A 12,866-nucleotide genomic window follows, 5' to 3' on the forward strand; every position below is an offset into this window, starting at 1 on the left:
GTTGTTTCATCCTTCCGCTTTCAATTCCATAATGGCATCGCGCAGCTGAGCTGCCCGTTCAAAATCAAGCGCTTTTGCAGCTTCTTTCATTTCCTTTTCCATGGATGTAATGAGTTTTTCTTTTTCCTTTTGTGATAATTTTTTCGTATTTTCATAAGTGTACTCTTCGGTTTCTTCGGCGGCAACCGTAGCCCGGATCAGGTCACGGACATCCTTTTGGATGGTGGTTGGTGTTATACCGTGCTTCTTGTTATATTCCTTCTGGATAGCGCGCCTGCGCATGGTCTCCTTTATCGCTTGATCCATCGAGTCTGTTATTTTGTCAGCGTACATAATGACGTGGCCATTTGCATTTCTTGCTGCCCGGCCAATCGTCTGTATAAGCGAACGTTCCGAGCGGAGAAATCCTTCTTTATCCGCGTCCAGGATGGCAACAAGCGATACCTCCGGTATATCCAGTCCTTCCCTGAGAAGGTTGATTCCCACCAGCACATCATATTTTCCAAGCCTTAAATCACGAATAATTTCAATCCGTTCCAAGGTTTTCACTTCAGAGTGCAAATACTGAACTTTCACTCCAACCTCTTTTAAATAATCTGTCAAATCTTCCGCCATTTTCTTTGTCAGCGTTGTAACGAGTACACGCTCATTCTTTTCAATTCGATCATTAATTTCTCCGAGCAGATCATCAATTTGCCCCTCAATCGGACGAACGTCGATCGTCGGATCAAGCAATCCGGTCGGTCGAATAATCTGTTCAACCATTTCCGGTGTTTTTTCCAATTCATAGGGACCCGGAGTCGCAGATACAAAAACGATTTGTTGAATATGCTTTTCAAATTCCTCGAACTTCAGCGGCCGGTTATCCAGGGCAGAAGGCAGGCGAAAGCCATGATCAACCAATACTTGCTTCCGGGCCTGGTCTCCGTTATACATACCGCGAATTTGAGGAAGAGTCACATGTGACTCGTCTACAACAATCAGAAAATCATCCGGGAAATAGTCTAGAAGCGTGTAAGGGGTAGCTCCGGGCGGTCTTAGCGTTAAATGGCGGGAATAGTTCTCAATCCCTGCACAAAAGCCCATTTCCCTCATCATTTCAAGATCATAACGCGTTCTCTGTTCCAGCCGTTGCGCTTCCAGCAATTTATCCTCCGACCGTAAAACTGCGAGTCTTTCTTCCAATTCCTGTTCAATATTTCGGATGGCAATTCTCAGTTTTTCTTCGGCTGTTACATAGTGGGATGCCGGGAAGATAGCCGCATGTTCGCGTTCGCCGGCAATTTCTCCGGTTAATGCATCCACGACGCGGATCCGGTCAATTTCATCACCAAAAAACTCTACCCGAATGCATTGATCTTCCCTTGCAATTGGAAAAATTTCCACTACATCCCCGCGTACCCGAAATGTCCCGTTTGTGAATTCAATATCGTTCCGTGCAAACTGCAGATCGACGAGCCTGCGCAGCAGCTCATTCCTTTCAATTTCCATGCCAGTCCTCAGCGACAAAACATGATCCCGATATTCTTCTGGATTACCGAGACCATATATACAGGAGACACTGGCAATGATGATGACGTCCCTTCGTTCAAAAAGAGCCGTCGTAGCCGAGTGCCTGAGCCGATTGATTTCATCATTGACACTGGAATCTTTCTCAATGAATGTATCCGTCTGCGGAACATACGCTTCTGGCTGATAATAATCGTAGAAACTAACAAAATATTCTACTGCATTTTTTGGAAAAAACTCTTTAAACTCACTGTAGAGCTGTCCTGCGAGTGTCTTGTTATGGGCAATGACAAGCGTCGGTTTATTCACTTCTTTAATCATATTGGATATTGTGAAGGTTTTCCCGGTACCTGTTGCTCCTAAAAGCGTCTGAAATTTTTTCCCGGATTGAGATCCCTCTATCAGACGTTCGATCGCCCTCGGCTGGTCGCCAGCAGGCTTATAATTCGATACGACTTCAAACTCATTTTTCACGCCGGCATCCTCCCGTTTTTCTATATCTATATAGATCAATCATTATTAAAAATATGGCATACAGTCATTTTACCACAATCAGGCTAATCATAACCACAAGTATGCGAACGTATTTTCGATCAACTTTTTGAAACTTTGGGATGTTCGTTTCGTATGAAGGTTGTGAGGTGTGTTCTATGGAATTTTCATCGCGAAGAGATATTTGGATAGGAAGTGTTTGGTGGGCCAGTATCGGTCTGTTCATTTGGCTTCTTTATAAATCCTTGTTTGTTGAATTGGACTTATTGGGACTATTTTTTTCCATCATCTTTATCGGTTTCTTTGGCTGGATATGGTTCCATACGAAATACATCATATCAGGGGATGAACTCTTTATTATATTTGGCCCTATTAAAAAAACGATCCCTATACATGATATACGATCTGCCCGTTTCACCACAAATCCGATAAGCTCCCCCTCTCTTTCCATTTACAAGATCGAAATTAACTATGGAAAATACGATACCATTTCCATTTCCCCCAAACGCCGCGAAGATTTTCTTGAGCACTTGCTAAGGAAAAACCCGCACATCAAACGGATCGAAGTATGAGAATAGGGAGGCTTCCTCTCGAATCACATGGTGAAGATCCTTTTTTATCATCAGAATTTTCTCCTCCCTGACCGTCAGATCCGTTATTGGGATTTTGCGTTCCCTCTTACATATCAGCCTAAATTAGAACAAACGTACACCTCAGGCGGCGCCATTGCTCTCGTTTCTATATGTATGGGCAAAAAGAGGTCAAAAAGAAAACTGCCTGAGGAATCTTGCAGCATCCCCGGCAGCTCTTTTAATCCGCCAATCTTTTTTCCAAAGCGTATAAATCTTCTTCCAGCATCTGCATCCTTTGCTCGGCCACATCTCTGGCATCCCGAATGCCTTGGTTGTAAAACACAGGCCCGAGTCTTTCTTGAATAAATTCCAGACAGATTTCCGCACCTATCTCACCTATTTCTTCGTCTCTTTCATCCAGGAAAAAAGCCTGTATGTCTCGTATCATTTCACGTTTTTTCTCCTTGGGAAGTTGAGGCATCAACATCTTATTCTCTCCTTATAAAAATATCAGCGGCATGACGGACAACACGGAAAGCAATACAGGAAAAGTCAGCGTTAGCCGCATTCCTGTTTCATTCATAGATATATCCGGAAGCGGAGCTGTGTCAAAAAGCCAGTTGGCCATCCGTTCCCATCGTGATTTTTGGATGGAGAATTCCGGTACTTCCACTTGATATTCGTCCAGCTTCCGAAAAAACTCTTCATCGCTCTTCTTGCTCATATTGATCCACCTCCAGATCTTCCTTTAACTTCTGCATAGCATGATGCAGTCTTGACTTTACCGTGCCGAGCGGAATCCCGAGGATACCGGCTGTTTCCTTTTGGGTTAAATCATGATAGTACGTCAGCAGTATGACCGCTCTTTGCTGCTCAGGCAGTTGCTGTACAGCTTTTTGCACCGTCATCTTTTCTTCTGCCGGCATGGGCGGTGTCCTATCCATTGCTAGAAAAGGTAGCAGAGAACGTAATTTTTTCCTCCTGTTCAGCTTTGTTGCCATTGTATTATAGGCAATTTGGAACAAATAGGTTTTCAACCTTCCTTTTCCAGGTGAATACCCATCATATTTCAGCAATTTTTCAAAAGTATCCTGGACAATATCAATGCTGAACTGCCGGTCTCCGGTATACCTGAAAACAAACCGATACAATGGTTCCCTATATGTTTCATACAAATGCTCAATCGATACAGCTGTATCATCTTCCAGTCTAATTTCCCTATTTAAACTCATGTGGCCACCGCTCTTTAATTCCCTTAAATACATATATCAGCTTGGTTACCAGCCAAAGAAAAGTGATCATACTAAATACAACGGACTGATGAATAAAATATTGAATAATCGGGCTGTTGATCGTGTCTCCTCTCAAAAGAAACAGCAGCAGTCCAAATATATTAAGCATGGAATAAATGGCAGCAATGACGATAATCGTATCCCAGCGGGTCCATTGGAAATATAAATCTGTTTTTGTAAAGTCAATGTTTCCCCATCGATCCCGTACCACTTTTTTGTTCATGGAACCTATGACTCCAGCAAAAACAGAACCAAGCACCGCAACTACAATACTGCTGATCACCCATCCTGTCACCGGCATTTGTTACACTCCCCTTTTTGATTCTTTCAACTATTGATACTAATGGGAGTACAAAAAGGTTCAATACATGTACGATTAAAAAAGAGAGGCCATTTGATGACTGGAAGAAATAATTTGGATCACTTGTGTGAAAGGCATATCTGCCATGGAATCCAGCCTTAAAGCGTGTCCCTCAAAGTCAAGATGGCTGGTTACCGGATTAGGAACAGCCACTGCATGCAAACCCGCACCCAAAGCTGCCTGCAGCCCGTTTTTGGAGTCTTCGAATGCCACGGTCTTCCCCGGATCTGCCTTTAATGCACTCACAGCTGCCTGATACAATTCCGGATCTGGTTTAATACGGGTTACGTCTTCAGAAGTTTTAATAGCATCAAAAGCATCCAATAGATTAAAGCGTTTTAACCATCCTTCCACCCAGTCCCTGCCGGAGCTGGTCGCGAGTCCAATTTTCAATCCAAGTTGTTTGGCTGTACGAAGATAATCCAGCACGCCTTCCCTCAGCTCCACATTCTGAAGAAGCTGATGATGAACCCTCTCTATTTCCTTCATAATCTCTTCATTCGAAAAGAATAGTTGTCGATTTTTTCGCAGATGGTCAAATAAAACTTCATTATATGTTCCAACACATAAGGCAAACTCCTCTATGGGAAGTTCGTAACCATATGGGCGGAAAGCCTGGCGGAACGCCTCATACCAAGCCGACTCCGTATCCACCATTAAACCATCAAAATCAAACACGATCGCATGTATTTTCATCGTCATCCCCCATTTTTCATCAGGCGCACGCCGAGGCCTTGTTTCTGAGATACAAACTGTGATGGGCCAATTCCCGACCGACAAGCGATGCCGAAGCGGCGCCCAATCATCACGCCGGTTACACTGATGAAAAAAAAGACCTTCCCATGAATTTCGCTGCCATTACAGCAGCAAGTTTTCTGCATCAGTGTAATAACATATTATTATACTACGATTATATAGCATTAGAGAAAATTCATGTTCGTATTTCTGTTGCATGCTTCAGAGAAATTCGTCGTCCCCGGTTTATGCTGCTCAAGAGGTCTTAAAACTTAATAAAGTGATCGTATGATGTATCGAATGAAAGATACTGTTTAAAACACTCAACGCTGATGACCCCTTTTACATATAAAAAAAGCCCGAACCTCCCGAATTCCAGTCAAGAATTCCCAAATGGTTCGGACCCTTTCTCTCCGGCTTGCTGTTCTTTTTCGCCTTTAAGGAGTTTCATGTAGCCGGGGACGGACGATTGCAGTTCTGTTCAACATATCTTTTATTCTTTTTACTGCGGTTGGTCTGTTGCTGTGTAATCATTCTTCCAAAATTTCCATGTTCAGAGCAAACGGGCAGCATCCTTTATATTCATTCCGTTTGGAGCAGAAAAAGGTCAACAGCAAGGTGAAGCAGACCGATCGTTGAAACACAATCTCCTGCCTTTCTTGTTGCACATGAATGCTTTTTAATGTAAAAATCGATACAAACACTGAGTCTTGCCATTTGCCTCTTAAACCGACTTTCTAACTTTAACACTTTCGTCATCAATCTGTTCGGAAGCAGAAGTCTGATGCAGGGCATCAAAAGTTTCATTATTCAATTCCCTCATAAACGAATAGATAACGGCCAGCATGATCACGGTAAATGGCGAAGCTACGACAATTGAAAATGTCTTCACAGCTTCCAAGCCGCCGCTTAATAAGAAGACCACTGCAGCCATGGAAATGATTAATCCCCAAAGACCCTTTAGTAAAACGGGCGGGTTCAAATCACCTTTCCTGCTGTACATCCCAAGGACCACTGTGGCCGAGTCTCCGGATGTGACAAAAAAAATCAACATGAGAAAAATGGCCAGCACGCTAATGACAGGACTGAATGGAAAGTAACCAAAGAACTGAAATAAAGCGGCTTCTATATTGGTATTAATACTTTCCAATAAAGCAGAATTTCCCAAGTCATGAATCATATGCAGCGCAGATCCTCCCATAACGGAAAACCAAATAAAGCTTACTAATGAGGGGATACATAGAATACCCAATACAAACTGTCTGATCGTTCTCCCTTTAGATATACGTGCGATAAATGAGCCGACAAAAGGCGCCCATGTTGTCCACCATGCCCAGTAAAATACGGTCCAACTGGTGATCCATGCATTGTCCTCTGAACTAAATGGAGCAAGTCTCAAACTCATACTTACTATATCATTTGCATAGCCGCCCATGGCTGTAAAAAGGATGTTCAGTATTTTATTTGCCGGTCCCACGCAAAAAATAAAAATGATCATTCCCAAAAATAAAGCAATATTTAGGTTGGACAAGTATTTAATTCCTCTATTAATCCCTGTACAGGCCGAAGTAATAAATACTGCAGTAGCAATGATGATAATCATAATTTGTGTGGTTAAACTATCAGGGATTCCATAAAGTGTGTTTAAACCTGCGGAAATTTGAAGTGTGCTTAATCCAAACGTCGAAGCAACTCCAATCGCCGTCACGAATGTTGCAAGAATATCAATGGTTTTTCCTGCCGGGCCGTAAATTTTATCTTTGAGAACCGGGTAAAAAATTGAACTGATTAACGACGGCAATCCCTTTCTAAACTGAAAATAGGCCAAAGCTAGCCCGATCACACCATAAATGGCCCATGGGTGGATCCCCCAGTGGAAGAAAACATGTTTCATCCCGACATCCGCCGCTTCAGCAGTTAGGGGGTCACCATATGGCGGTGTATTATAAAAGGTAACTGGTTCAGCGACGCCCCAGAAAACGAGCCCTACTCCCATCCCGGTACTAAATAACATGGCTATCCAAGAAATCGTACTGTAGGCAGGTTGATCCGTCTCTTTACCCAGACGCAGCTTTCCGTATTTTGAAACCGCTATCAAAACCATAAACCCTACAAGTATGGTTCCGGTTAAAAGATAGAACCAGCCGAAGTAAGTTAATGCAAAATCCAATAAAGATGATGCTACCTTATATAAGGTATCGGTAAAGAAAAACCCAAACAAAATAAATAGCATGGATAATGCTACAGAATATTGTAGAACTGGGTTCTGTCTAAACAAAATAGCTCACCCCTCTTTTGGGTTTTATTCAACTGTTTCCTGCTCTCGGCTGCTCAGCCCCATTTCAAATCAGAGCAAGAAACAGTCTGTCATTTTATCATCGGTGCGTTTATACCTTTACTGTTTAAACCGGACTTTTAACTTTAGCCTTTTTTATTGCAATGCTTGAATCGGCCAACAGAGCAGGATCGACAGCTTCCTCTCTATCAATCAATTTCCGTACGGGTAAAACATCTCTGGGGGTATTTACCATCAGAGCAGCTGTCACGATGTTCCGTTTGTCCAGGTAAAAGTAAGTGAACTTTCCTTCCTCCATATCACCGCGCAGGACCGTATTTTCCCATTCTTTCGTATGTCCTGCGTATTGGAAGCGTTGGCCATATTGGTCAGACCAGAAGTAGGGGACACGATGATAGGGTACCGTTTTTTCCGCTATCATATTTTTTGCGGCTGCCTGCGCATGATATACGGCATGATCCCAATGTTCCACATGAATATTATTTCCTTTATACGGCCATACCGTACAATCCCCGGCTGCGAAAATACCGGGAATAGATGTTTCACCATACTCGTTAACCACATATCCTCTATCGACCTTTAACTCCGGGTGGGAAATTTCCGTGTTTGGTTCTACCCCTATCCCGATCACAACTGCCTGACAGTCAATCTCTTGTCCATGGACAGTTACAACTTTTTCAACGGTATCCTTTCCGATGATGGCTGCAACGGAGTCGCCAGTTATAACATTCACCCCATTTGCTTCATGCATTTGGAGGAAGTACCGGCCTATCTCACGTCCCAGAATTCGTGCCATGGGAAGGCCGGCTTTTTCAATCATTGTCACATGGATGCCGAGACTCTTGAATGAGGATGCTAGTTCCGCCCCTATAAAGCCTGCACCGATCAGTACTACACTTTTGATGCCAGGCAATTTTTCTTTCATTTTTCTGGCATCAGAGAGTTTCTTTAAATAAAAAACTTGGTCCAAATGATCTCCCGGAATGCTGATCTTTCTTAACTTGGAGCCCGTCGCCAGCAGGAGCTTATCCCAATTATAGGTCCTCCCGTCATCCGCCTTCACTTCTTTTTGACCGGCATGGATCGAGTCGATTCGGACTCCTAATTTTAATTGGATGTTTAATTCTTCTGCCATTTCCCGGCTCATGATTGAAATTTCACTGTCCGATACTTTTCCCAGCATGTATTCCTTCGAAAGAGGCGGGCGATCGTACGGAGGAGTTTCATCACTGTCAAACAACACAATATCCCCCCGGCAGCCTTCACTCCGTAATGTCTGGGCAGCATGCACACCTGCTATACCGCCTCCAATAATCACAGTTGTTTCTTTTCCGGACAAAACCATCCCTCCTCCTGCTATAATTTAATCCATAGCTGTCCATTTTCTTCCTTCACTTGATAGGTTTTCAAAGGTGCGTCCGTAGGTCCTTCGACAGCCGCGCCCGTCCGGATATCAAAGCAGGCAAAATGCAATGGGCAGGTTAGACAGTGACCGTCCAGGTCACCGTCAACTAACTCTGCGTATGCATGGCTGCAAATCCCGTCAACTGCATAAGCCACGCCATCCACTTTGGCTACAAGAATGATCTGGTTGTCTATCACAACCTCCTGAGGCTCTTCCTCTTCCAGGGAATCAGCATCCATTAGAAATTGATAGTTCGCCACATCTTTCATATCCATATCCCTCCACTCTCATAAGTTCATGTCCATCGCAGGCGTTGTGTGAGAGGGTCAATTCCCATTGACTTTAGACTCAACATATTTCTTAAAAGCAGTTACTCTCCATTCGGCAGGTGTAAGGATGCCTCCGTTCTCGTACGTCCTGGACTTATTGCCTTCATGGGCCAATTCTGCGGCCTCCCAGTCCTGCAAACTCGTTACATCCCAGAAATCAACGGCATCTTGGATGTACGCATCGTCTTTTTCCAGTTCCTCAGGGTCAAACAGCCAGTATCCTTGTACAATAGATTCTTCAGGCGTAACCGGAAAAATGGTTGCCATGAAAACATAGTCGGCTGACATGCCTATATATAAATGCGGATAAATATGAAGGTAATAAATCTTGTTGATTTCTTCTTCAGGCAATCCAGGAAATGGCGGGCGATATACTTTTCCATCAATGTTGATACGTTCAAATCCCGGTCTGAGATCCATTCCGCCTGTATGCTTGACTACCTCTGTCTCCGGTATTTTTTCATCCACCTTCACCCTTGATCTGCTCGGTGGTGTTGTTCGGCTTAACTCCGGATGAATATTTGAACAGTGATAGCACTCCGCGGCATTCTCCATGATGAGCTTCCAGTTGGCTGCTACTTTATATGTTTTTTTCTTTCCCAGTTTCAAATTTTTCATATTGTATTGATTATATAAGGCCCAAGATTCCGGCAACGCAAAAGCATCCTTTAATGATTCTGCATTTTCATCCAGGTTGATCCAAATATATCCGTCCCAGACTTCCGTTTTAATCTTCTTCAGCGAGCGATCTTCCTTAACGAAGTCTTGATCATCATTTGGAATATTGGGCGCATTGATTAAGTCTCCGGTCTTTCCGTCATACATCCAGCTGTGATAATGGCATGTCAAATATCCTTTGGAGAAGTTTCCGTTATCAGCCTCACATAACCGGGACCCTCTATGGCGGCAAACGTTGTAAAACGTATTGATTGACCCGTCCTGGGCACGGATGATGATCAGGCTTTCGCCGGCTATTTCGACAGTCAGGAAATCTCCTGTTTTGGGAATTTCCTCGGCCCTTCCGGCACAAAGCCAGGTTTTGAACCATATATGATCAAGTTCTTTTTGAAAAAACTCCGGATCTGTATAAGCCTTTCCAGGAAATGTTCTTTCAAATGTTGCGTGTTCCGGATATCCGCCTTCAATCACTTTTACTGACATCATTCATTCCTCCTCTATCAGACGTTTTTATAAAACTTCAGAGATTGTCTTCGGCTGTACGAAGTTTTGCAAGAATTCCAAAGTTCCAATCTTCGAGCCTGTACCGGACATATAGTACCCCCCAAATGGCTGTACTCCAACTACAGCTCCTGTACACTTGCTGTTTAAAAACAAATTACCGCACACCATATGTCGGGACGCATAGTCAAGCCGATCCCGCTTCCTGGAATAAAAAGCTCCTGTCAATCCATACTCCGTATCGTTGTATACTCTGATTCCTTCTTCAAAACTTGAAACCTTGCAAACTGCCAGAACCGGTCCGAAAATTTCTTCTTTCATAATCGTTGAATGGGGGGATGCTTCGATAAAGACAGCCGGTTCAATAAAGTATCCTTCCGTTTTGTCAGACTTCCCGCCCCAGATGAGATCTGCTTCCTGCTTTCCAATTTCGATATACTCAGTAATTTTTTTGAATGCCTTTTCATCAATCACCGGTCCAAGATCGGTCCCTTCTACAGAAGGTCCCAAAGTAAGCTTTTTCGTTCTTTCCAGTATTTTTTGAACGAGCTGGCCGTACACCTCTTCATGGATGATCGCCCTGGAACCGGCTGAGCACTTCTGTCCCTGATAGCCGAACGCCGATGCGACAATCCCATCGGCAGCAGCATCGAGATCTGCTGTTTCATCTACTACAATTCCGCCTTTTCCGCCCATTTCTCCTACCATTCGTTTAATCCAGCGCTGTCCCGGAATCCGCTTATGCGAAAGTTCATCAATATGCAGGCCCGCTTCTTTAGACCCGGTAAACGAGATGAAATTGACATCTTTATGCATAACCATATAATCGCCGATTTCTCCGGAAGGACCCGGTACAAAGTTGATCACTCCGGGAGGAAAGCCGGCTTCCGCTATAAGCTGCATAAATTTGGCGGCTGTCACTGGTGTAGCAGAAGACGGTTTTAATAAGACAGCATTGCCTGTCACTGCAGCAGACACCGTTAATCCAGTCAATATGGCCAAGGGGAAATTCCAGGGAGGAATGATCACTCCCACTCCCAGTGGGAGATAGATCATTCTGTTTTCTCCTCCATCCATCGGGACCAGTTGTGCTTCTTTTTCAAGCTCTATGGCGTGACGGGCATACATTTCCAAGAAGTCAATAGCCTCATTAACCTCTCCCTCGGCTTCCTCAGCATTTTTTCCTGATTCAAATATGAGCCATGCCATTAACTCCATTTTTCTTTTTCGGAAAATAGTTCCTAATTTAAGAAGAAAGAGCGCTCTTTGCCGGAATGTATATTGGCTCCAGGATCCATAGGCCTTCTTTGCGGCGTCCATTGCCGTGTCTATATGTTCTTGATTGGCCTGGCTTACATATCCGATGACTTCACGATGGTTACTAGGATTAATGGAAGTCAGTTCCTTTTCCGTATAGATCTCTTCACCGGATATTATCAGAGGATAACGGGATGAAAACTGTTCTTTGACCTTACCCAGTTCTCTGTTTAAAGCTGCTTTGTTCTCTTCTGTCTTCCAATCTGTGGAAGGAGCATTCTTAAATGGTGCCAGTGACATTTTTGACTCCTCCTTTCATCCAACCATTAAAACATGGCAGGATTTGACCATAATTTAACTTCGGTTCCCAACCCTTTTTCTTTTGCATTTTTATAAATTCTGTAGCTGTTCGCTGTATCGGTTGCACATATTCCCAGTGTTACAAAGAAGACGCTGTCATCTTCACTTTCTCTGCACGGTCTGCTTCCGCGGATCACTTCACCAAGTTCCACAATGTCTTCCGGATCCAGCTTTCCGGCTTTGGTTAATTCGGATAAAGGATACTTATCATCTTTTAATCTCAGCTTGTAATCCATGCAGTATTTATTAAACCCTTCGAGAATTGCTTCGTGCTGATGATCCCACATGGAAACGCCGGAATGGAACGATCCTTTTTTAATCCACTCTTTCGGAATATATTCCTCGCCCAAATTCACATTGGTGGCTGTATATACGATATCAGACTGTGCTACTGCCTCTTCAATATCGCTGCAGATTTCAAATTTATAGCCTAAATGCGCCCACTTGGCAGCAAAAGCTTCTGCTTTTTCTTTGTTCATATCATAAAGGCGAACCGTTTCAATCTGTTTCATCACTTTGGATGTGGCTTCTATATGTGCATTTTGAATTACTCCGCATCCTACTAAACCTAAAATCTTTGAATCTGGTCTTGCACAATATTTTGCTCCAAGGGCACTGGATGCACCCGTTCTGAGAGCACTTACAATTGTGTCATCCATGACTGCGAAGGGATAACCGGTATCTTCGTTATATAAAATAATCATTCCGTTGGATCTGGGTGTTTGATGGTTAATAGGATTCATTGGGTTACTCGGAATTCCTTTGACGGCGGCTACACGCATCTCTTCAGACCGGATCAACGCAGCATGAACTCCAATCCTCTTACCGGAATATTCTCCTTCCTCCCAAAGAAGATGGAGCAGTTCCGGTTCTACAACTTTCCCTTCTGCAAGCCATTTGTTCACTTTCTCGACATACTCAAGAATCATATCCATATCTTGAGCACCTCCGGCGATACACTCTTCCTGCGATAACCATGTAACGTTAACTTCTTTATTTTTCTGTCCCTCACTGTAGATTGTTGCTGTTTCTTGTTTAGCCATAAGACAACCTCCTAAAGAATTTTTAATTTTTAATTT

The 12,866-nt window shown here is 43.5% G+C and carries 13 protein-coding genes; 1 reads left to right on the plus strand and 12 read right to left on the minus strand.

From position 1 onward, the window contains the following. Positions 1-6: 6 nt before the first annotated feature. A complete protein-coding gene (gene uvrB, locus ACFSCZ_RS12770; protein ID WP_380774316.1) occupies positions 7-1,983 on the minus strand; it encodes an excinuclease ABC subunit UvrB in 1,977 nt (658 codons plus the stop codon). A 176-nt stretch (positions 1,984-2,159) separates the two neighbouring features. Here uvrB and ACFSCZ_RS12775 point away from each other — a divergent pair, with 176 nt between their 5' ends. Next, positions 2,160-2,573, plus strand: coding sequence for a PH domain-containing protein (locus tag ACFSCZ_RS12775; RefSeq protein ID WP_380774318.1), 414 nt, complete (start codon positions 2,160-2,162; stop codon positions 2,571-2,573). 238 nt (positions 2,574-2,811) lie between these two features. On the opposite strand, the gene ACFSCZ_RS12780 is transcribed toward ACFSCZ_RS12775, so the two are convergent. From ACFSCZ_RS12780 to ACFSCZ_RS12830, 11 genes are all read right to left on the minus strand, one after another. Further along, positions 2,812-3,060: a DUF2164 domain-containing protein gene (locus ACFSCZ_RS12780; protein ID WP_380774320.1), complete on the minus strand. Its 249-nt coding sequence runs from the start codon at positions 3,058-3,060 to the stop codon at positions 2,812-2,814. Between the two features lie 12 nt (positions 3,061-3,072). Beyond that, the gene (locus tag ACFSCZ_RS12785; protein ID WP_380774322.1) at positions 3,073-3,297 is read right to left on the minus strand and encodes a hypothetical protein; all 225 of its coding nucleotides are present in this window, start codon (positions 3,295-3,297) and stop codon (positions 3,073-3,075) included. Beyond that, positions 3,278-3,805: an RNA polymerase sigma factor gene (locus ACFSCZ_RS12790; protein WP_380774324.1), complete on the minus strand. Its 528-nt coding sequence runs from the start codon at positions 3,803-3,805 to the stop codon at positions 3,278-3,280. The genes ACFSCZ_RS12785 and ACFSCZ_RS12790 overlap by 20 nt, the downstream gene beginning before the upstream one ends. Next, a complete protein-coding gene (locus ACFSCZ_RS12795; protein WP_380774326.1) occupies positions 3,792-4,166 on the minus strand; it encodes a hypothetical protein in 375 nt (124 codons plus the stop codon). The genes ACFSCZ_RS12790 and ACFSCZ_RS12795 overlap by 14 nt, the downstream gene beginning before the upstream one ends. Positions 4,167-4,241: 75 nt before the next feature. Then, complete coding sequence (locus ACFSCZ_RS12800; protein WP_380774328.1) at positions 4,242-4,922, minus strand: HAD family hydrolase; 681 nt, start codon at positions 4,920-4,922, stop codon at positions 4,242-4,244. A 763-nt stretch (positions 4,923-5,685) separates the two neighbouring features. Beyond that, the gene (locus ACFSCZ_RS12805) at positions 5,686-7,239 is read right to left on the minus strand and encodes a BCCT family transporter (RefSeq protein ID WP_380774330.1); all 1,554 of its coding nucleotides are present in this window, start codon (positions 7,237-7,239) and stop codon (positions 5,686-5,688) included. A 124-nt stretch (positions 7,240-7,363) separates the two neighbouring features. Continuing rightward, positions 7,364-8,596 (minus strand): NAD(P)/FAD-dependent oxidoreductase, encoded by a 1,233-nt coding sequence (locus tag ACFSCZ_RS12810; protein WP_380774332.1) that lies wholly within the window; start codon positions 8,594-8,596, stop codon positions 7,364-7,366. Between the two features lie 17 nt (positions 8,597-8,613). Beyond that, on the minus strand, positions 8,614-8,931 hold the full coding sequence (locus ACFSCZ_RS12815) for a Rieske (2Fe-2S) protein (protein ID WP_380774334.1): 318 nt from the start codon (positions 8,929-8,931) through the stop codon (positions 8,614-8,616). 57 nt (positions 8,932-8,988) lie between these two features. After that, entirely contained in the window at positions 8,989-10,152 is a 1,164-nt protein-coding gene (locus ACFSCZ_RS12820; protein WP_380774336.1) for an aromatic ring-hydroxylating oxygenase subunit alpha, read from the minus strand. 27 nt (positions 10,153-10,179) lie between these two features. Beyond that, positions 10,180-11,727, minus strand: coding sequence for an L-glutamate gamma-semialdehyde dehydrogenase (locus ACFSCZ_RS12825; protein WP_380774338.1), 1,548 nt, complete (start codon positions 11,725-11,727; stop codon positions 10,180-10,182). A 26-nt stretch (positions 11,728-11,753) separates the two neighbouring features. Further along, the gene (locus ACFSCZ_RS12830) at positions 11,754-12,830 is read right to left on the minus strand and encodes an ornithine cyclodeaminase family protein (RefSeq protein ID WP_380774340.1); all 1,077 of its coding nucleotides are present in this window, start codon (positions 12,828-12,830) and stop codon (positions 11,754-11,756) included. Between the last annotated feature and the right edge of the window lie 36 nt (positions 12,831-12,866).

The organism is Siminovitchia sediminis, assembly GCF_042680885.1.
GTDB lineage: Bacteria > Bacillota > Bacilli > Bacillales > Bacillaceae_C > Siminovitchia > Siminovitchia sediminis.